20 protein-coding genes are annotated in these 19,057 nt (G+C 73.6%); 8 read left to right on the plus strand and 12 right to left on the minus strand.

Annotated elements, in window-relative coordinates:
- Positions 1 to 207: 207 nt before the first annotated feature.
- The 7 genes from ACMCNO_RS24500 to ACMCNO_RS24530 all read left to right on the plus strand — a co-directional run bounded on the left by ACMCNO_RS24500 (position 208) and on the right by ACMCNO_RS24530 (position 4,707).
- Positions 208 to 990, plus strand: coding sequence for a VOC family protein (locus tag ACMCNO_RS24500; protein WP_412751784.1), 783 nt, complete (start codon positions 208 to 210; stop codon positions 988 to 990).
- A gap of 128 nt (positions 991 to 1,118) precedes the next feature.
- Complete coding sequence (locus ACMCNO_RS24505; RefSeq protein ID WP_130508188.1) at positions 1,119 to 1,355, plus strand: helix-turn-helix domain-containing protein; 237 nt, start codon at positions 1,119 to 1,121, stop codon at positions 1,353 to 1,355.
- A 3-nt stretch (positions 1,356 to 1,358) separates the two neighbouring features.
- The gene (locus tag ACMCNO_RS24510; protein ID WP_412751785.1) at positions 1,359 to 1,973 is read left to right on the plus strand and encodes a Clp protease N-terminal domain-containing protein; all 615 of its coding nucleotides are present in this window, start codon (positions 1,359 to 1,361) and stop codon (positions 1,971 to 1,973) included.
- Positions 1,974 to 2,010: 37 nt separating this feature from the next.
- Positions 2,011 to 2,475, plus strand: a complete 465-nt coding sequence (locus ACMCNO_RS24515; protein ID WP_412751786.1) for a MarR family winged helix-turn-helix transcriptional regulator — start codon at positions 2,011 to 2,013, stop codon at positions 2,473 to 2,475.
- A gap of 186 nt (positions 2,476 to 2,661) precedes the next feature.
- Positions 2,662 to 3,627 carry a pirin family protein gene (locus tag ACMCNO_RS24520; protein WP_412751787.1) on the plus strand — a complete coding sequence of 322 codons (966 nt, stop codon included), beginning with the start codon at positions 2,662 to 2,664 and terminating at the stop codon, positions 3,625 to 3,627.
- A complete protein-coding gene (locus ACMCNO_RS24525; protein WP_412751788.1) occupies positions 3,563 to 3,955 on the plus strand; it encodes a helix-turn-helix transcriptional regulator in 393 nt (130 codons plus the stop codon). The genes ACMCNO_RS24520 and ACMCNO_RS24525 overlap by 65 nt, the downstream gene beginning before the upstream one ends.
- Positions 3,956 to 4,014: 59 nt before the next feature.
- Complete coding sequence (locus ACMCNO_RS24530; protein WP_412751789.1) at positions 4,015 to 4,707, plus strand: class I SAM-dependent methyltransferase; 693 nt, start codon at positions 4,015 to 4,017, stop codon at positions 4,705 to 4,707.
- A gap of 13 nt (positions 4,708 to 4,720) precedes the next feature.
- Here the strand turns inward: ACMCNO_RS24530 and ACMCNO_RS24535 are convergent, their stop codons facing one another.
- The 9 genes from ACMCNO_RS24535 to uraD all read right to left on the minus strand — a co-directional run bounded on the left by ACMCNO_RS24535 (position 4,721) and on the right by uraD (position 13,458).
- Entirely contained in the window at positions 4,721 to 5,125 is a 405-nt protein-coding gene (locus ACMCNO_RS24535) for a hypothetical protein (protein WP_412751790.1), read from the minus strand.
- Between the two features lie 124 nt (positions 5,126 to 5,249).
- Positions 5,250 to 6,437 (minus strand): phosphotransferase, encoded by a 1,188-nt coding sequence (locus tag ACMCNO_RS24540; protein ID WP_412751791.1) that lies wholly within the window; start codon positions 6,435 to 6,437, stop codon positions 5,250 to 5,252.
- A 58-nt stretch (positions 6,438 to 6,495) separates the two neighbouring features.
- Positions 6,496 to 7,524 (minus strand): allantoicase, encoded by a 1,029-nt coding sequence (gene alc / locus ACMCNO_RS24545; RefSeq protein WP_412751792.1) that lies wholly within the window; start codon positions 7,522 to 7,524, stop codon positions 6,496 to 6,498.
- Positions 7,521 to 8,834 carry an allantoinase AllB gene (gene allB / locus ACMCNO_RS24550; protein ID WP_412751793.1) on the minus strand — a complete coding sequence of 438 codons (1,314 nt, stop codon included), beginning with the start codon at positions 8,832 to 8,834 and terminating at the stop codon, positions 7,521 to 7,523. Before allB ends, alc begins: the two co-directional genes overlap by 4 nt.
- Positions 8,835 to 8,942: 108 nt before the next feature.
- Positions 8,943 to 10,088, minus strand: coding sequence for a DUF6986 family protein (locus ACMCNO_RS24555; protein WP_412751794.1), 1,146 nt, complete (start codon positions 10,086 to 10,088; stop codon positions 8,943 to 8,945).
- 16 nt (positions 10,089 to 10,104) lie between these two features.
- Complete coding sequence (gene aceB / locus ACMCNO_RS24560) at positions 10,105 to 11,652, minus strand: malate synthase A (RefSeq protein WP_412751795.1); 1,548 nt, start codon at positions 11,650 to 11,652, stop codon at positions 10,105 to 10,107.
- A gap of 89 nt (positions 11,653 to 11,741) precedes the next feature.
- A complete protein-coding gene (gene pucL, locus ACMCNO_RS24565) occupies positions 11,742 to 12,599 on the minus strand; it encodes a factor-independent urate hydroxylase (RefSeq protein WP_412751796.1) in 858 nt (285 codons plus the stop codon).
- Positions 12,600 to 12,602: 3 nt separating this feature from the next.
- The gene (gene uraH, locus ACMCNO_RS24570) at positions 12,603 to 12,965 is read right to left on the minus strand and encodes a hydroxyisourate hydrolase (RefSeq protein WP_412751797.1); all 363 of its coding nucleotides are present in this window, start codon (positions 12,963 to 12,965) and stop codon (positions 12,603 to 12,605) included.
- A complete protein-coding gene (gene uraD, locus ACMCNO_RS24575; protein ID WP_412751798.1) occupies positions 12,952 to 13,458 on the minus strand; it encodes a 2-oxo-4-hydroxy-4-carboxy-5-ureidoimidazoline decarboxylase in 507 nt (168 codons plus the stop codon). The genes uraH and uraD overlap by 14 nt, the downstream gene beginning before the upstream one ends.
- A 175-nt stretch (positions 13,459 to 13,633) precedes the next feature.
- Between uraD and hrpB the strand changes: the two genes are divergently transcribed.
- On the plus strand, positions 13,634 to 16,135 hold the full coding sequence (gene hrpB / locus ACMCNO_RS24580) for an ATP-dependent helicase HrpB (RefSeq protein WP_412753803.1): 2,502 nt from the start codon (positions 13,634 to 13,636) through the stop codon (positions 16,133 to 16,135).
- 4 nt (positions 16,136 to 16,139) lie between these two features.
- Here hrpB and ACMCNO_RS24585 read toward each other — a convergent pair whose 3' ends face one another.
- From ACMCNO_RS24585 to ACMCNO_RS24595, 3 genes are all read right to left on the minus strand, one after another.
- A complete protein-coding gene (locus ACMCNO_RS24585; protein ID WP_412751799.1) occupies positions 16,140 to 16,862 on the minus strand; it encodes a PP2C family protein-serine/threonine phosphatase in 723 nt (240 codons plus the stop codon).
- A 113-nt stretch (positions 16,863 to 16,975) separates the two neighbouring features.
- Positions 16,976 to 17,983 (minus strand): hypothetical protein, encoded by a 1,008-nt coding sequence (locus tag ACMCNO_RS24590; protein ID WP_412751800.1) that lies wholly within the window; start codon positions 17,981 to 17,983, stop codon positions 16,976 to 16,978.
- A 4-nt stretch (positions 17,984 to 17,987) separates the two neighbouring features.
- Positions 17,988 to 19,022, minus strand: coding sequence for a transporter substrate-binding domain-containing protein (locus ACMCNO_RS24595; RefSeq protein ID WP_412751801.1), 1,035 nt, complete (start codon positions 19,020 to 19,022; stop codon positions 17,988 to 17,990).
- Positions 19,023 to 19,057 lie beyond the last annotated feature (35 nt).

A 19,057-nucleotide genomic window follows, 5' to 3' on the forward strand; every position in this document is an offset into this window, starting at 1 on the left:
CCCAGCGCAACGCGTCAACCATTCACGTTCCGTACTTGCAAGATGCGCAACGCTGAGTGATGAACGCACCGTGAAACGTAGTTCTTTCGGACATTGAACCTCCGTGTGATGGCAGAGCGTATTCATTGTCGTAAGGTGTTCGGCACCCCTCCCCCGTCAGTCGGGCATCCACGATGGAGCTATCCGGAGAGAAATGAGGTGCGGCCGATGCGCATTCGAGGCTTCGCGCCGGCGACCCCCTGCTGGGTCGAGCTGGCCAGTGCAGACCCGGCCCGGGCGGCGGATTTCTATGCGGCCCTGTTCGGCTGGGAGCCGGCCGGGCACCGCTTCCGGCTCGACGGGCGCGTCGTGGCCGGGCTGACGCAGGCCGGCGCGGACCGGCCGGCGGGCTGGCTGACCTACCTGCAGGAACCCGACCTGGATGCCGCGCTCGATCGGGTGCTGCGGGCGGGTGGCCATTGCGTGAGCGCACCCGCCGCCGCCCACGGGGGCTGGTCCACGATCGTCGCCGACGCGGAGGGGGCGACGCTGGGGCTCTGGCAGGCCGGTGACTTCGCGGGCATCGAGGTGGGTGGCGAGCCCGGCGCGATGACGTGGCCGGAGCTGCTGACGCACGACGCGCAGACCGCATTGGACTTCTACGGCCGGGCGTTCGGCTGGCTGTTGCGTGACGAACCGGGCAGTGCCCGGACCCGGGGCGAGTGGCTGACCCAGGGCCACGACGCGATCGCCGGGCTGGCCCCCGGCGACGGCTGGACCCGCTGGCGGACGGCCTTCCAGGTGGCCGACTGCGCGCGGGCCGTGGAGCGGTGCACGGCCCTGGGCGGGCAGCTGGTCGCCGGACCGGTGCAGATGGGCGTGGGCCGGTACGCCGAGCTGGTCGACCCGTGGGGCACCCGGTTCGCGGTCGCCGCCCCGGTGGGGCTGCCGGTGGAGCTGGGCGCTTCGTCCGGGACGCCGACCTGGGCAGAGTTGATCTTCCCGGCATAGGGGGCAAACGCCAGGCGGCGATGAACGCCGGACTGCGAAACAAACAGGGGGCCGGTTCCTGCGGGACCGGCCCCCGCCGTATGTCAACATTGGTTGACAGGACGGCCGTGTCAACGTACGTTGACAGCATGACCGAAGCAACCGACCTGGCCGCCGCCGCCGGCAGCGCCGACCCCCGGGTGGGTCTGCGGGCGGTCGTGGCACTGCGCCGCCTGCTCGAAGGGCTCGAGCACCTCCAGGTGGCCAACGCCCGCCACCAGGGCTGGTCCTGGCAGGAGATCGCCGATGCCCTCGAGGTGACCCGCCAAGGCGTACACAAGAAGCACGCGGCCCGCATGCCGATGCGCGACCCACGGGAGGACTGACCGATGTTCGAACGCTTCACGCGCTCCGCCCGGGAGGCGGTCGTCCGCGCCACCACCGAGGCGAAGGAGCTGCACCAGTCCCCCGTCGGCACGGAGCATCTCCTGCTCGCACTGCTGGCCGACCCCGACTGGGCACCGGCCGCGATGCTCACGGCGGACGGCGTCGACGCCGCGTACCTGCGGGCCGAGATCCTGCGCCGCGCCGGAGGCCGCACCGGGCCGGGCGCCGACCCGGCGACCGACTCCGAGGCCGAGGACGCCGCCGCGCTCAAGGCCATCGGCATCGACCTGGACGCCGTGCGCCGGACGATCGAGGAGACGTTCGGGCCGGGGGCCCTGCGCCTGCCGCGCGAGACCGAACCCAAGCGGCGCGGCTTCATGAGCCGCTTCTACAGCAGTGGGCACACCCCGTTCTCCGGCAGCGCCAAGAAGGTGCTGGAGCTGTCCCTGCGGGAGGCCCTGCGGCTCAAGCACAACTTCATCGCGCGCGAGCACATCATGCTCGGCCTGCTGCGCGAAAACCACGGACTGGCCGCGCGGATCCTCACCGACGCGCACGTCGACCTGGCCAGACTGCGTACGGGGCTGACCGAGTCGCTCAACCACCGGGCCGCGTGACACCTGTTGTTCAAAATTTGAGGAGTAGCGTGGTGCCGTGGCCGAACCGCTCTCCGACACCCAGCAGGCGTGCTGGCGCGCGTTCATCGAGAGCAGCTGGGCGCTGCACACCCGGCTCGAGGACGAGCTGCGTGCGGCCACCGGGCTGAGCATGGCCGACTACCACGTCATGGTCGCGCTGTCGGAGGCGCCGCAGCACCGGCTGCGCATGGGACAGCTGGCCGAGCGCCTGGTGTTCTCGCCGAGCCGGCTCACGTACCAGATCGCCTCGATGGCCCGGCGCGGGCTGGTCCGCAAGCAGAGCTGCCCGCAGGACGGCCGGGGCCAGGAGGCCGTGCTCACCGACGCGGGGCACGCGGCGCTGGTCGCCGCCGCGCCGCTGCACCTGGCCACGGTGCGCGAGACCTTCATCGACGACCTCGACGACGCCGAGATCGCCGTCCTCACCCGCGTCTTCGAACGCCTGGGACCGCGCCTGCGGGCCACCTCACCGCGTTCGTAGCGATCACCCGCGTCCGGTGTGGACGGTGGCCGCAAGGCCCCGCTCGGCATGACGCCGCGTGGGGCCTTGTTGCATCCCGCATCGAAGCCCGGGAACGCGGTCTCAGGGTCGCCGGCGCGGGAACAGAATCCTGGTACTTCAAGTTTGAAAGAAGTAGAATCAACCAACACGTCAGGAGGGTTTGAGATGCCTGCCATCACCGTCGACGACGTCCTGGTCCTGCCGCGCCTGCCTCACCTGGACACCGCCACCACGAGCTACCGGCCGGTCCACCGGCTCACCACGGCGCCCAGCGGCTTCGAGGGTGAGGGCTTCCCGGTGCGCCGCGCCTTCGCCGGGGTGCCACTGACAGACCTGGACCCGTTTGTGCACCTCGACCAGATGGGCGAGGTCGACTATGCCCCTGGCGAGCCCAAGGGCACCCCGTGGCACCCGCACCGGGGCTTCGAGACCGTCACGTACATGATCGACGGCACCATGGACCACCAGGACTCCAACGGCGGCGGCGGCACGATCACCAACGGCGACACCCAGTGGATGACCGCCGGCCAGGGGATCCTGCACATCGAGGCGCCACCGGAGCGGCTGGTCGCCAGCGGCGGCCTCTTCCACGGCCTGCAGCTGTGGGTCAACCTGCCCCGATCGGCCAAGATGATCCCGCCGCGGTACCAGGACATCCGAGGCCAGGCGACCGCTCTGCTCACCACGCCGGATGGCGGGGCCCTCATCCGGGTCATCGCGGGCGAGATCGCCGGGCACGCCGGTCCCGGCTCCACCCACACGCCGATCAACCTCGCGCACATCACCCTGCAGCCCGGCGCCCAGCTCGATCTGCCCTGGCAGCGGGAGTACAACGCACTCGTCTACGCCCTCGCCGGGCGCGGCACGATCGGCACCGACCGGCGGCCGCTCCAGCTCGGCCAGCTCGCGGTGCACGGGCCGGGCGACGCGATCCGGGTCACCGCCGACCCCGCGCCGGACGCCGGGGCCCTGGAACTGTTCGTCCTGGGCGGCCGTCCGATCCGCGAGCCGGTGGCGCACTACGGGCCGTTCGTCATGAACACCCGCGCCGAACTGATCCAGGCCTTTGAGGACTACCAGCAGGGCCGCCTCGGCGTCGTCCCGGCGGAACGGCTACCCCACACCGGTTGATTGTGGCCCCACCGCCCTGTCCCGCGCGGTCGGCTTCATCGACGCCCATGCCGACCTCGACATCAGCCTCATCGACATCGCCCGCGCCGCCCGCGTCACCGTCCGCGCCGTCCAGCGCGCGTTCCGCCGTCACCTGGACACAACCCCCACGGCCTACCTCCGCCGCGTCCGCCTCGACCGGGCCCACCAGCAGCTACGCGACGCCAGTCCCGGCGGCCCCCACACCGTCGGCGACGTCGCCCGCTGGGGCTACCTCGACCCCACCCGGTTCATGGCCGACTACCGCCGCACCTACCGGCAGCCACCACGCCGCACGATGGGTCGCTAGCGCCCCGAACACGTAGGAATGTCATTGACGGCCGCTGGGTGGGCGGGATATCGAGGACCATGGCACCCACAGCGGCGTACGACGAGATCGCGGACTGGTACGAGACCGAGTTCCTCCCCCGGCAGGCCGACACCGACCCGCTGGGCATCGGGCACGCGCTCACCACCCTGCTCGGCCCCGGCACCGGCGGCACCTGCCTGGAGGTCGGCTGCGGCACCGGCGTCCACGCCGCACAGGTACGCGCGCTCGGCTGGCGCCCCGTGGGCGTGGACCTCTCGGCGGGGATGCTGGGCCACGCCCGGGCCCGGCTGCCGGTGGCGCGCGCCGACGCGGCCCGGCTGCCCGTACGGGACGGATGCCTCGACGCCGTCATCGCGGTCATGGTGCACACGGACATGCCCGACTACCCCGCCGTGCTGCGCGAGGCGGTCCGGGTGCTGCGGCCGGGCGGCTCGTTCGTGCACGTCGGGGTGCACCCGGCGTTCTGCGGCGGCTTCGCCGATCGCACCGACCCGGCCGCGGTCGTGATCCGCCCCGGCTACCTCGACGGGCACTGGACCAAGCAGTCGTGGACCACCGACGGTGTACGGGACAAGGTGGGCGCCACCCACCTGTCGATCCCCGCCCTGCTGCACGCGTTCCTGGATGCGGGGCTGGAATTCACGCGGTTCGCGGAGGGCGGCGCACCGGTACCCATCGTGCTGGCCGCCCGCGCCGTCAAGCGGTCGAGCCCGTCCCACACGACCGCCTGAGCCCGGTGACCGCTCAACCCAGAGCCTGCGAATTCAAGGTCAGATCCACGTCCTGCGCCGGGCCCGAAGTCTTCTTCACGCACGCCTCGAACAGCAGGTTGCCGGACGGCGGAACGACGTGGCTGACCGAGCGTGCGGTGGTCTGGAACACGACCGTCGGTGCGCTCTGCGACGAGACCGTGAGCACCTGCCAGGTCAGGTTCGCTGAGGCGTTGGTGAACCCGAAGATCTGCACGCCGTTCGCGTCGGACGGCGAGAGCGGACCGACGCACACCGTGCTGCCGTTGGTGACCGTGCCGAAAGCGCGCTTCTGGTCGATCGTGGCGGCCTGAGTCGATGCGCCGGCCGTGCTCCCCGGAAGGACGAGGACACCGAGCGCGGAGACGGCGATCAGGGAAACTGCGACCAGTCGATTCATGATGGCCTCCTGCGACGTCGGGCGTTGCCGACGGCCGGGAGGTGACCGGGCTGGAACTCCGCCGACACCTCTCGCGCCGGCATCCGGAAAGCCTATCAGTCCACTGTGCTTGATCGGCAGGTGCTCAGCCCGCCGCCGCGGCCGCCGCGCTGAGCCGTTCGGGTACGTCCGCGGCATGGTACGGCCGTTCCGCGGGCTCGATGGCGGCGAGGAAATCCGCGTACACCTGGGCCGCGCGCAGCGCTGCGACCGGCCGCATCAGCTCGACCGCCCGCATCGGGTCGCTGCCGGGAGCGTCCCGCCGCCAGCGCAGCGCCCACGCCGCCACGAGCGCGTCGGCGTCACCCGCGGGCAGGCCGCCGGTGAGCCGCAGGATGTCGTACGCCGGGTGGCCGACGGTCGCGTCGCCCCAGTCCATGAGGACCGGCCGCCCGGCACCCACGCGGGCGTTGCCCGGGTGCAGGTCGCCGTGCACCAGCGTCGGCGGCAGCCCGCAGGCGGCCACCTCGTTCAGCCGCCGGGGCAGGCCGTCGATCAGCTCCCCCAGCCCCGCGATCTGATCCAGGTACGGCGCGGCGACGCGGGTGAACGGCTCGGCCGCCGGGCGCCGGTCGGGCAGCCCCGCGGCCAGCAGGTCGTCGACCCGTCCCGCGAAGTGCGCCTGCACCGGGTGGAACGCCCGCGCGATTTCGGCGCACACGTCGGCGCCCGCGCCGTACCCGTCCGTCCCGGGGACGTGTGCCAGCAGCATCCGGCCGTGCGCGCCGGTCGCCAGTAGCGGCGGCACCAGGCCCGGGGCGACGCTCCCGACCAGCCGCAGCGCGGCGGGCTCGTGCGCGAAGAACCCGGGCACCTGCTTGAGCCACGCCACCGGGACGCCACCGGCGTCCAGCCGCCAGATCGCGGACAGGTTCCAGGTGCGCTGCTGGTGGGCCACGGCTTCCCCGGTGCCGAGGGCGGCGAGGGCGGCCACCGCCCAGCGCACCGAGTCGGCGGGCCCGCCCGGCTGCGCGAACGGGGCGCGGTGCGGCTGGGGGGACAGATCCACCTCGGCGGGTTCCAGCGCGATCGGCGGGTTGCCGGTCAGCTGCGCCAGGTACCGCACCTCGCCGCCGACCGGGCCGTCGCCCGAGCCGTGCAACAGCCGCAGCACCTGCACCTCGACACCGTCGCGGGCCTGCACGGCCGCCACCACGTCCGAGACCTCCTGCCACCAGGGCAGCGGCACGGTGACGGGCGGCAGCGCCCCGAGGGGCTGCCCGGCGCGGTCGATCAGCACGAGGGTGACGCTGCGCCCCACGATCACATCCACGCCGAGACCGTAGCTCCCGCCCGCCATACCGGCGTACCGGTATCGGGCCCGACGACCGTTACTCGCGCGGTGGCAGGCGGGTCTCGTCGAAGCGGGCCTGCAGGGCGTCGGCACCGGCCGGGTCCGGGCGGCCGTACAGGCGCAGCCGGGCCATCCCGCCGTCGGGGTAGATGTCCAGGCGTACGTGGGTGGCCGCGGGCACCACCGTCACAGGGAACCGGTGCGGGGTGTCCGGCATCAGCCGGACGGCGGGTAGCAGCTCGAACCAGTCCGCCGCGTCATCGAGCGCACCGGTGCGGACGTCCACCGCGTGCAGGGCGGCCCGGCCGGGCGCGTTGCCCTTGAACCAGGTCGTGTCCAGCTCGGCCAGCTCGATCACGGCGGGCACGGCCAGCTCGACGAGCACCCAGTCGTTGCCGTCGTCGCGGCGGCGCGCGGTCTCCCAGCCGTCGCCCATGCTGGCGGCCAGCCCGGGCGCCAGCATGCTCTCCGGGTGGCCGAAGAACCGGTCGCTGCACCCGGCGATCCGCCCGCCGTGCAGGGCGGCGGCGACGTCGAACACACCCGGCAGCAGCCGCGGGTCCGGCACGACCTCGCCGTGCACCCGCAGCCGGGCCACCCCGCCGTCGGGGTGGATGGTCAGCCGCACATGGGTGAACCGGTACGGCGCGTCCACCGCGAACAGGTTGTGCCCGTCGCCCTTGACCGGCGACATCGGCACCAGCACCACCCAGTCGGCCGCCGCCAGTTCGTCGGCGTCCGGGTAGCCGTCCAGCGCGCACGCCTCGACGGAAGCGTGCGGCGGGTAGTTGCCGACGAAGAACGTGGTGTCGACGTCCACGCCGTACACCACGCCGGGGGCGCCCAGCCGGACGATGACGTGGTCGGTGCCGTCGACCCGGCGGCGGCGGGTCTCCCAGCCGTCGTACACCTGACCGCGCAGGTCGAAGGTGCGCGGTTCGAACACCGGCGGAGCGGGATCCAGCAGGTGGTCCGCGGCGGCGAAGAACTCGTCGTTCGCGTACACGATGCTCCCGCCCAGGGTGCGCGATGCGAGGTCGGGCAGCGCGGTGAAATCGTCGGTCACGGATCCTCCCTTTCCAGCAGGCGACCGTGGGGTTGGTCGCCGGTCACGCTGCGGCCGCGCAACCAGGTTGTGTGCACCACACCCGACAGGGTCCGGCCCGCGTACGGGGTAACCGGGTTGCGGTGGTGCAGCCGCGACGGGTCCACGGTGAACGTGGCGTCGGGGTCGAAGGCCACCAGGTCGGCGTCCGCGCCGACCGCGAGGCGCCCCTTGCGGGTGAGCCCGACCAGGTCGGCAGGGCGCCGCGCCATCCAGTCGACGACCTCGGCGAGACTGTGCCCCCGCGCGCGGGCGGCGGTCCACACCACCGGCAGACCCAGCTGGACGGAGGCGATGCCGCCCCACGCCGCGGCGAAGTCGCCCGAGTCGGCGTGCTTCAGCTCCGGGGTGCACGGCGAGTGGTCGCTGACCACGCAGGAGATGAGACCGTTCGCGAGCGCCGCCCACAGGCGGTCGGCGTTGGCCGCGTCCCGGATCGGCGGGCAGCACTTGAACTCGGTGGCACCGGCGGGAATCTCCGCCGCGTCCAGGGTCAGGTAGTGCGGGCAGGTCTCGGCGGTGACCCGGACCCCGTCGGCGCGGGCGGCCGCGATCAGCGGCAGCGCGTCCGCGGCCGACAGATGCAGGATGTGTACGCGGGCGCGGGCCGCGCGGGCGGCGGCGATCGCGGTGGCGACCGCGGCGTGCTCGGCGTCGGGCGGCCGGGAGGCGAGAAAGTCGGCGTACGCCGGGGAGGACGCGGCCGCATGCAGGTGGTGCGGGTCCTCGGCATGCAGCACGAACCGGGCGTCGACCCCGGCCAGCGCACCGGCCAGCCCGTCGGGGTCCAGCGGCGGGAACTCGGGCACCCCGGAGTCGGCGAGGAAGGCCTTGAAGCCGAACACCCCGGCGTCGTGCAGGGCGGGCAGGTCGTCGGTGTTGCCGGGCACGGCGCCGCCCCAGAAGCCGACGTCGACGTGGCACTGGCCGGCGGCGGCCGCGCGCTTGACCTCCAACGCGGCCACGGTCACCGTGGGCGGAATGCTGTTGAGGGGCATGTCGATGATGGCGGTGACCCCACCGGCCGCCGCGGCCCGGGTGGCGGTGGCGAAGCCCTCCCATTCGGTACGGCCGGGCTCGTTGACGTGCACGTGGGTGTCGACGAGGCCGGGCAGCAGGGCCAGCTCACCGAGGTCGATGTCGTGGTCGGCGTCGATGCGGGCGCCGTACTCGTGCACGGCCACGATGCGCCCGTCGGCGATCTCGACCGCGGCCGGTCGTTGCCCGGCGGGCGTCACCGCGCGCCGGGACCGGACGACGAGATCGGCCATGGGCTGAGCGTAGCGGCCCGGACGCGGCCCGTGGGTGGCGTTGCCCCGGCGAGCCCGGGTCGGCAGGCCAACCGCCGGGATCCCGGCGGCGCGGCCGCCGGCCATGGATCAGCCCGAGACGAGGGCGGTCAACTCGGTGCGGGGGAAACCGGTGTCGGCCAGAGCGCCGCAGTCGAGGCCGCGCAGCAGGTAGCCGGCCAGGGCCCGGGCGGTGGCGGGTTCGTCGAGGACACCGCTGTCCTGGCGGTCCAGATAGCGGCGCAGGCGCGTCACCGCGGCGTCGCGGCCGTCGGCGAAGAACGCGTACGTGGCCGCGAACCGGGTGGGCAGTTGGGCGGGGTGCAGGTCCCAGCCCTGGTAGAAGCCGCGCTCCAGGGAGCGGCGGACGAGCCGGTGGTGCAGTTCCCACGCGGCGTGCACCTGCGCCGGGGTGCCCACGGGCAGCACGTTGGTGGAGCCGTCGGACAGCCGTACCCCGGTCTGGGCGGCGGCGGCCTGCATCACCGCCTTGGCGTGGTCGGCGGCCGGGTGCTCCATCGACTGGTACGCCGCCGCCACTCCGGCCGCCGCGCTGTAGTCGTACGTGCCGTAGTGCAGGCCGGGGCAGCGCCCGGCCGCGGCCGTGATGAGCCGGGCGACCGTGGCCGTGCCGTCCGCGCCCAGCACGGCCGCGGGGAGCTCGATCTGGATCTCGAACCGCAGCGTCTGCGCGGCCAGCCCGTATGCCGCCTCCAGCCGCTCGCACAGCCAGACCATCGCGGTGACCTGGTCGGCGCCGCTGACCTTGGGCAGGGTGATGACGAACGGGTCCGGATAGGACTCCAGGAACAGTTCGAGGGTGCGCAGGGCCCGGTGCCGGGTGGCGGCCTCCAGCGACTTGATCCGGATGCCGACGAACGGCGGCACCGGGCCCGCGCGCAGCACGGACACGGCGGCGCGGACCGCCGCGTCCTCCTGCGCGTCGTCGCGGACGCCGTAGCCGTCCTCGAAGTCGACGCGCAGGTCCTCGATCGGTTCGGTGGCGAGCTTCGACCGCACCGCGTCGGCGCCCGGAAACGGGAACCCGTACCGGTCCATCGCCGCGACCGCCTGGGCGCCCCACTCGCGGAAGTCCGCGAGCCGGTCGGCGGGCACGTAGACGGTGTGCACCGGCTGGCGCCCGGCCCGCTCGCCCGGGTAGCGCTCCGTGAGGAACGCGTCGTGGGCGGCGAGCCGGGCATCCAGCGCGGCCCGGTCGGAGTCGTGCAGACGCATCAGTCGGTGGGCCGCATCAGTCGATGGCGTCGTACGCCACGGTCGTGAGGAAGTCCGCGAAGTCGTCCGCGAGCGCCACCCGCTCGAACAGCTTGCGGGCGTCGTCGAAGCGGCCGGCGGTCCACGCCTCGTCGCCGATGGCCTGACGGATCTTGACCAGTTCCTCGTCTTCGATGCGGCCCACGAGGTCGGCGGTGATCGGGGTGCCGTCCTCGAGGCGGACCCCGTTGTGGATCCACTGCCAGATCTGGGACCGGGAGATCTCGGCGGTGGCCGCGTCCTCCATCAGGTTGTGGATGGCGACCGCGCCGTTGCCGCGCAGCCACGCCTCCAGGTACTGCAGTGCCACGTCGACGTTGTTGCGCAGCCCGGCCTCGGTGACCGCGCCCGGGGTGGCGGAGACGTCGAGCAGCTGCTCGGCGGTGACCAGCACGTCGTCGCGACGCCGGTCGAGCTGGTTGGGCTTGTCGCCCAGCACCCGGTCGAACACCTCCTGGCAGACCGGCACCAGGTCGGGGTGCGCCACCCAGGAGCCGTCGAAGCCGTCCCCGGCCTCGCGCTCCTTGTCCTCGCGGACCTTGGCGAGGGCCACCTCGTTGACCGCGGGGTCGCGGCGGCTGGGGATGAACGCGGCCATGCCGCCCATCGCGAACGCGCCGCGCTTGTGGCACGTCGACACCAGCAGTTCCGTGTACGCCCGCATGAACGGCGCGGTCATCGTCACGGCGGCCCGGTCCGGCAGCACCATGTCCGGGTTGTCGCGGAAGTACTTGATGATGCTGAACAGGTAGTCCCACCGGCCCGCGTTGAGCCCGGCCAGGTGCGGGCGCAGCGCGTGGATGATCTCGTCCATCTCGAACGCGGCCGGGATCGTCTCGATGAGCACGGTGGCCCGGATCGTGCCGCGCGGGATGCCGAGCGTGTCCTGGGCGTGGTCGAAGACGTCGTTCCAGAGGGCCGCCTCGAGGTGCGACTCCATCTTCGGCAGGTAGAAGTACGGGCCGCTGCCCCGCTCCAGCAGCTCCTTGGCGTTGTGGAAGAAGTACAGGCCGAAGTCGACCAGCGCGCCGACCGCGGGCTCGCCGTCGACCAGCAGGTGCCGCTCGTCGAGGTGCCAGCCGCGCGGGCGCATGACGATCGTCGGGTACGGCCCGGCGCCCAGCTCGTACGTCTTGGCGGGGGTTTCCAGGCGGATGGTGCGCCGGATCGCGTCGTACAGGTTCTGCTGGCCGTCGACGACGTTGGCCCAGTGCGGGGTGTTGGCGTCCTCCAGGTCGGCCAGCCACACCTTGGCGCCCGAATTGAGCGCGTTGATGGTCATCTTCCGCTCGGTCGGGCCGGTGATCTCGACGCGGCGGTCGGTGAGGTCGGCCGGGGCGGGCGGCACGGTCCAGTCCCCGGCGCGGATGTCGGCGGTCTCGGGCAGGAAGCCCAGCGTGCCGCCCGCGGCGATCTCGGCACGGCGCTGCGCGCGCCGGGCCAGCAGTTCGTTGCGGCGCGGCCGGAACCGGCGGTTCAGGTCTTCGACGAACGCCACGGCCTCGGCGGAGAGGATCTCGGTCACGTGCGGGGCTCCCTTCGCAGCACTGCGGATGCCCGTAGGTTACTGGCCGGTAGGGTGAGCGGCACAGCGGGCGTCCCACTGGATGAAGATCACAGATACCAGCCGGTGGTGGCCGGGGGCGCGTCGTCGCGGGTCACCGTGCCCTCGATCAGCCCGTACGGGCGGTCGCCGGCCTGGAACACCTCCCCCGGGTTGTCCAGCCCGAACGGCGCCAGGTCGACCAGGTAGTGGTGCTTGTTCGGCAGCGCCAGCCGCACCTCGGCCACCTCCGGGCGCCGGCTCAGGACCACGGTGCCCATGGACAGCAGCGTCTGCTGCAGCGAGTGGCTGTACGTGTTGACGAATGCCGACACCAGCGCGTCACGCACGCCGTCGAACGAGCCCGCCCAGTCGGTGTCGTCGCCGAGGTGGCGCCAGCGCGCGTTCACGGCGGTGGCGAGGATCCGGTCCGAGGTCTCCGGCAGGGTGGTGTACCGGTCCTTGATGAAGCCGTGGAACTCCGAGGCGGTCGTGTTCAGCAGCACCAGGTCGGATATCCCGGACACCACCTGCACGCCCGCCGGGTGCACCGTCACCGTCGCCGTCCGGGTCAGGTCGCCGGTGCGCTGGAACGAGTGCGGGCCCAGCCGCCGCCACCCGTACGACTCGATCGTCACGGTCGCGGTGTCCACGTGCCCGAGCGTCTGCACGAAGTGCCGGGCCAGCCGCAGCCCGAACGCCTCCGGCTCGCCGAGCCCCTCGCGGGCGAACGCGTACACGGTGTTCTTCATCGTGTCGGTCGGCAGCACCGCGCTGTTGTCGCCGGTCAGGTGCGTGGCAGCCAGGTCACCGGCGAGGGAGACGCTGACGTTGAGGTCGGTCAGCGCGTGGGTGTCGCCGTCGCGGACCACGCGCACCAGGCGGGTCTCCGCCTTGCCGTACCGGTTGGGCCCGAGCACGATCGCCACGCGTCAGCTCCCTCGATAGGTGGTGTAGCCGTACCGGCTCAGCAGCAGCGGCACATGGTAGTGCCGGTCCGGGTCGTGCACGTGGAAGGCCACCGTGATCTCCGGGAAGAACGCCTTGCCACCCAGGTACGGCTCCACATAGAACAGCAGGCGGTACCCGCCCGCCTGCCACTCGTGCAGCCCCACCTGGTAGCGCAGGCGGCCGTCGTCGTCGGTGCGGCCCTCGGCGACCGTACGCCAGCCGTCGGTGTCGTGGCGTTCCAGCCGCACGTACACGTCGCGGGCGGGCTCACCCGCGACGGTGTCCAGGATGTGCGTGGAGATCCGGGCGTGCGACTCCGGTTCGGTGCCGTCAGCCGAGCTCATCGAGGAGCCTCCACAGCCGCGACTGGGCGATCTTGCGAAGCTCGTCCGCCACGATCGCGCGCTCGGTGGTCGGATCGTTGGCCAGCCGTTGCCGCGCGGCCGCGAGGATCTCCTCCGGCGATTTCCCGCTCGCGGAGATGAGGAACACGTGGCCGAACCGCTCCTCGTAGGCCCGGTTCGCCTCGACCAGCGCCGCACGGGTCGCCTCGTCCTCGGTCGCCGCCGCGGACTGCTCGCGCCGCGACCACTGGGCTTCGCGGGAGTCACCCACGGCACGCTCGCCGATCCGTGGATGCGCGGACAGGCCCTTGAGGACGTCATCCCAGGTCAGAGCGGCGGAGGCGGCGTCGGCTGCGGCCAACAACCGGATCCGGTCCGGGTACGGGCGGCCCGCCGCGAGCGCGACACCCCAGTCGGGAGCCGCGCAGCAGGCGGCCAACCGGGCCTCCAGATCCTGCGCGGGCAGGGAGTTGAACACCTCGATGCCGGCCACGCTCACCCCTTCGTGCGCTGACGGACAGTCAAGCAGGCCGCCACGCGTCGCGCACCGGTTTGCGGAGGAAATTACACCGGTCGATCACTACGGTCACACTCCCCGGGGACGCGGGCCGTCGAGATCCGGCCGACGGCGGCGGCGACGACGGGCCTGCGAGGATGGGCCGGTGCTGATCGCCGCCGAGGCCCTGCCGGACCTGCCCGTGCGGGCGGTCCTGCCGGAGCTGACCGGCGCGCTGCGGCAGGCCGGGGCGGCCGTGCTGGTGGCGCCGCCGGGCACCGGCAAAACCACCGTGGTCCCGCTCGCCCTGGCCGGTGCCGCCGGGGGCCGGGTGGTGGTGGCCGAACCGCGGCGGGTCGCGGCCCGCGCCGCCGCCCGGCGCATGGCCGCACTGCTCGGCGAGCAGGTCGGCGGCCGGGTCGGATACACCGTGCGCGGCGACCGGCGCGCCGGCCGGGACACGGTGGTCGAGGTGGTGACGACCGGCGTGCTGGTGCGCCGCCTGCAGCGCGACCCCGAGCTGCCCGGTACCGCGCTGGTCGTGCTCGACGAGTGCCACGAGCGGCAGCTGGACGCCGACCTCGCGCTGGCGTTCCTGGTGGAGGTGCGCGCCGCGCTGCGGCCCGACCTCGGGCTGCTGGCCACCTCGGCGACCGCCGAGTCGCACCGGCTGGCGCAGGTGCTCGGAGGCGCACCGGTGGTCACTGCGGCGGCCCGCCTGTTCCCGGTGGAGGTGCACTGGTGCCCGCCGCGGCAGCCGGTCGACGCCCCGCACGGGCTGCGCGTCGACCCGCGCCTGCTGGACCATGTCGCCGCGACCGTCCGGCGCGCGCTGGGCGACGGGCCCGGCGACGTGCTGGTGTTCCTGCCGGGCGCCCGCGAGATCGAGGCGGTGGCCGACCGGCTGCGCGGGGTGGACGCGCGGGTCCTGGCCCTGCACGGCCGCCTGCCCGCCGCCGCCCAGGACACTGTGCTGAGCCCGCCCACCGGCGACACCGCGAGCGCGGCAGGCCACGGACGGCGGGTGGTGCTGGCCACCGCGGTCGCGGAGAGCAGCCTGACCGTGCCCGGGGTCCGCGCGGTGGTCGACGCCGGGCTGAGCCGGGTGCCGCGGATGGATCACGCGCGCGGCCTCGGGGCGCTGGTGACGGTGCCGGTCTCCCGGGCGGCCGCCCAGCAGCGCGCGGGCCGCGCGGGCCGCGAGGCGCCCGGACGGGTCTACCGCTGCTGGTCCCCGGCGCAGCACGACCGGCTGCCCGCCCAGCCGGAGCCGGAGATCGCGGCCGCCGACCTGACCGGCTTCGCCCTGGACCTGGCGCTGTGGGGGCACCCGGACGGCACCGGCCTGAGCCTGCCCGACCCGCCTCCCCCGGGGGCGCTGCGGACCGCCGTGGGCACCTTGCGCGACCTCGGCGCGCTGGACGAGCAGGACCGGGTGACCCCGCGCGGCCGGGCCCTGGCCGGAGCGGGCCTGCATCCGCGCCTGGCCCGGGCGCTGCTGGACGGCGCGTCCGCGATCGGTGCCCGGCGGGCCGCCGAGGTGGTGGCGCTGCTCGACGAGGACCGCACGGACGGCGACGATCTCGCGGCCACGTGGCGCCGCGCCCGCCGCGACGGCGGCGCGACGTGGCGCGCGGAGGTCCGGCGGCTCACCGCGGTGCTGTCCCGGCACGGCACCGAACGCGCGGGCGACGGTGGACTGCCGGACGATCTGGCGGCCGGGCTGGTGGTCGCGCTGGCGTACCCGGAGCGGGTGGCGCAGGCGCGGGAGCCGGGCGGGCGCGCGTACCTGATGGCGGGCGGGACCGCCGCGGAGCTGGCGGCCGGCAGCGGCCTGACCGGGACGCCGTGGCTGGCCGTCGCGGACGCGGACCGGGCACCCGGCGCACGGACCGCGCGGATCCGCGCCGCCGCCCCGCTGGACGAGACCACCGCGCGGGAGGCCGCGGCGGCCCTGTGCAGCGAGGCGACCGAGATCGGCTGGGTGGACGGCGACGTGGTGGCCCGCGCCGTGCGCCGTCTCGGCGCGATCACCCTGGCCGAGCGGCGGCTGGATGCGCCCGACCCGCAACGGCTGCGCGCGGCGGTGCTGGACGGGCTGCGCCGCGAGGGGCTCGGACTGCTGGCGTGGACGGATGCGGCGACCCGGCTGCGGCAGCGGATGGCGTTCGCGCACGCCGCGCTCGGCGAGCAGTGGCCGCCGGTGGACGACGCGGCGCTGCTGGCCGCCGCCGACGACTGGCTGGACCTCGCCGGGGTGCGCCGCCGCGCGGACCTGGCCCGGATCGACGTGGCGAGCGCGCTGCGGCGGCTGCTGCCGTGGCCGGTCGCGGGCCGCCTGGACGACGTGGCGCCGGAGCGGCTGCCGGTGCCCAGCGGGTCACTGATCCGGGTCGACTACGCGGACCCGGCGGCGCCGGTGCTGGCGGTGAAGGTGCAGGAGACGTTCGGCTGGCGGGCGGCGCCGCGGCTGGCCGAGGGCCGGGTGGCGGTGCTGCTGCACCTGCTGTCGCCCGCGGGCCGCCCGGTCGCGGTGACCCGGGACCTGGCGTCGTTCTGGGTCACCGGGTACCCGCAGGTGCGCGCCGAGCTGCGCGGCCGCTACCCGCGGCACCCGTGGCCCGAGGACCCGACGAGCGCGGCACCGACCCGCCGCACCAACCGGCGCGGCTGAGGAGTCAGGGGGCGACGGTCAGGTCGGCGAGGATGACGGTGACGTTGTCGGGGCCGCCGCCGTCGAGGGCCAGCTGCACGAGGCGCTCGGCGCACTGCTGCGGGTCGGCGACCTGGAGCATCTCGGCCTCGATCTGCTCCGGCGCGACCACGCCGGTGAGCCCGTCGCTGCACAGCAGCCAGCGGTCACCGGAGACCGGCTCCACGATGACGTACGCGGGGCTGACCGGCTCACCCTGCAACGCCTGGGTGACCACCGCCCGGCGCGGGTGGCTGCCGGCCTCCTCGGGACGGATCAGCCCCTGGTCGACCAGCATCTGCACGTACGTGTCGTCCTTGGTGAGCTGGTTGAGCCGTCCGTCGCGCAGCAGGTAGGCACGGGAGTCGCCCACGTGGGCGAGCGCCGCCCGGTCGGCGGAGAAGATGACCGCCGTCAGCGTGGTGCCCATGCCGACCAGCGCGGCGTCGGCGGCGACCGTCTCCGCGATCTTCCCGTTGGCCACCTCCAGCGCCTTGTGCAGGGCGTCCATCTGCTGCTCGTTGTCGATCGGGACGTCGAGCGAGGTCATCGCATCGATGGCGATGCGGCTCGCCACGTCGCCCGCGGCCATGCCACCCATCCCGTCGGCGACGACCAGCAAACGGTCACCGGCGTAGAAACAGTCCTGGTTCGTGTTCCGAACTCGTCCTTGGTCGGTGACGGCGGCCCACCGAAGGTGCAAGGTCATGGCGTGCAGCCTGCCAGGTCGGGTCGAGCCTGTCTGCACGCGGTCACCGCTTTGGCCCACGAGGGTGGGTGGGCGGGCGGGTCGCCGCGCGCCCGCCCGCCCGGCAGTGCCGCTCACGCAGGGTCGAGAGGCCTGCCCAGGCACCTCGGGTCGAGGGAGGCGAGGCGCCGGGCGGGGGCCACCCATTCGAGTGCGGAGGCTTCGACGGGCCACCCCCGCACCTCCACGGCACTTGCGGGTACCTCCGCCGTTTCGGGGCAGATCGTCCGAGTACGCAGGTCCTCGTTGCGCACGAAGTGGACCAGTCCGTCCCGGTCCAGGATCGTGGTGGCCACGTCGTCGACCGTGATCACCTGCCCGCGCAGCACCTCGACGCCGTCGCCCGTCGCGACCTCGACCGCCGAGGTCGGCAGGATCGGCGCCCGCAGGAACACCACACCGACGACGAACGGGGCGATCAGCGCCGCCAGCACCGCCGGCCAGTGCGTGGCCAGCCGGGCGAACCGGACCGGCACCGGACCGGCCAGCATCGTGCCCAGCAGCGGCGGCGCCAGCAGCAGCACGGCCGTGGCCACCTCCCCGCGCCGGACCGCGTCCACGATGCCGGGCAGCACCCACACCAGCACCACCGCGGCCGCGGCGACCGGCACTCCGATCGAGACCACGCGCAGCACGAGCCGGTCGTCCGGGTGCCGCTGCCACGCGGTCAGGCCCATGATGACCACCAGCAGCATGACCAGGGCGGGCAGGAACCTCAGCTGCCAGGTGAACGCGGCCAGCAGGCCGGCGATGACCACCACCCAGTCGGGCATCCGCTGCGCGGTCACCGCCAGCAGCGACCGGGTGGCCCCGGTCTGGTCGCGCGCGCTGACCAGCAGCAGGCCGCCGAGCGCCCGCAACACGAGCACGACCGCGGGTACGGCCCACAGCAGCGTGATGAACAGGGCGCTGATCATGCCGAGCGGGTTGACGTACTGGACGAGCAGCAGCATGGTCGGCAGGTCCTGGCGGCTCAGGTACCACAACCGCAGGACGAGCAGCAGCAGGGGGAACGCGGGCAGGGCGGCCAGCAGCCAGTTCTGCTGCGAGCGCCGCGGCGGGGTCGGTACCGGCTCGGTCACCCGCTCAGACCCGTTCCCACGGCCACTGCCGGACGTTGGGCTCGTCGACGGCGGGCTGGGAATCCACCGCGATCGGGGCGGGCTCGTTGACCCCCTCCTCGACCCGGAAGTCGCGGTCGAAGGCCTCCTCCCACCGGTTGTCCTTGGGGTCGTTGCGGGACCGGTACAGCGCGAGGTTCACCAGATCGCGCAGGGCCGGGTTCTCGCCGACGTTCACGCCCCACGCCTCGGTGACATCGAGGCCGATATCCCAGTGGTCGTACTTCGCCGGGAATCTCCACCGGTACCCGGCCAGGATCGCCGCGTCCGTGGTGATCGCGTCGAAGTCGCCCCGGTCCAGGGCCTGGAAGCATTCGCTGATCTTCTTGCGGCTGCCCAGCAGCACGTCGGCCCGCGTCGCCGGGGATTCGCTCGTGGAGGCCGCCAGGCTGCACACCCGGCGGCCCTTCAGGTCCTCCAGCGAGGACACCGGCGCGTGGCCGTGCCGGGTCATCACGGCCTGCTCGGTGTAGAGGTACGGCGCGGAGAACGTCACCCCGGCCATCTGTTCGCGTGCCGGGGTGATGCTGTAGCTGGCGATGACCATGTCGACCCCGACCCGTTCGCCGTTGCGGTCCGTGGCCTGCATGCGGGCCCGGTCCTCGCTCTCGATCGACAGGAAACGGATCTCGCTGCGCCGAAAACCCAGATCCTCGGCGATCAGGTACGCGATGTCGATGTCGAAGCCGGTCCACCGCCCGTCCGCGAACTGGGCCACGCCGGGCTGGTCGTCCTTCACGCCGATGAGCAGTTCCCGCTTGCCGTCGAGCCCGGCCTGCACCCGCAGCTCGGCGACGGACGGCGGCCCGGTGAACACCACCACCACGAACGCCAGCACGATCGCCAGGACCAGCGCCACCGCCAGGGCGACCAGCCGCAGGGCCATGGCGTTGCGCCGGGGCAGGATCCGGTCGGCGGCGGGCTCCTCCGCGGCCGGATCACCCTGCGGCGGCAGCTCGCCGTGCGGGGGCGCGGGCTGCGCGCTGCGTGCATCCGCCATCGTCAAACACTCCACTCTCGAACCGGGCCGGACCC

Source organism: Krasilnikovia sp. M28-CT-15, assembly GCF_047159595.1.
Classification (GTDB): Bacteria; Actinomycetota; Actinomycetes; order Mycobacteriales; family Micromonosporaceae; genus Actinoplanes.

Bases quoted from the DNA above. Each gene is read 5' to 3' on its own strand.
- ACMCNO_RS24500 (WP_412751784.1), top strand. From the start codon at position 208: ATGCGCATTCGAGGCTTCGCGCCGGCGACCCCCTGCTGGGTCGAGCTG.
- ACMCNO_RS24505 (WP_130508188.1), top strand. From the start codon at position 1,119: ATGACCGAAGCAACCGACCTGGCCGCCGCCGCCGGCAGCGCCGACCCC.
- ACMCNO_RS24510 (WP_412751785.1), top strand. From the start codon at position 1,359: ATGTTCGAACGCTTCACGCGCTCCGCCCGGGAGGCGGTCGTCCGCGCC.
- ACMCNO_RS24520 (WP_412751787.1), top strand. From the start codon at position 2,662: ATGCCTGCCATCACCGTCGACGACGTCCTGGTCCTGCCGCGCCTGCCT.
- ACMCNO_RS24530 (WP_412751789.1), top strand. From the start codon at position 4,015: ATGGCACCCACAGCGGCGTACGACGAGATCGCGGACTGGTACGAGACC.
- ACMCNO_RS24535 (WP_412751790.1), bottom strand. From the start codon at position 5,125: ATGAATCGACTGGTCGCAGTTTCCCTGATCGCCGTCTCCGCGCTCGGT.
- allB (WP_412751793.1), bottom strand. From the start codon at position 8,834: ATGGCCGATCTCGTCGTCCGGTCCCGGCGCGCGGTGACGCCCGCCGGG.
- ACMCNO_RS24555 (WP_412751794.1), bottom strand. From the start codon at position 10,088: ATGCGTCTGCACGACTCCGACCGGGCCGCGCTGGATGCCCGGCTCGCC.
- uraH (WP_412751797.1), bottom strand. From the start codon at position 12,965: ATGAGCTCGGCTGACGGCACCGAACCGGAGTCGCACGCCCGGATCTCC.
- ACMCNO_RS24585 (WP_412751799.1), bottom strand. From the start codon at position 16,862: ATGACCTTGCACCTTCGGTGGGCCGCCGTCACCGACCAAGGACGAGTT.
- ACMCNO_RS24595 (WP_412751801.1), bottom strand. From the start codon at position 19,022: ATGGCGGATGCACGCAGCGCGCAGCCCGCGCCCCCGCACGGCGAGCTG.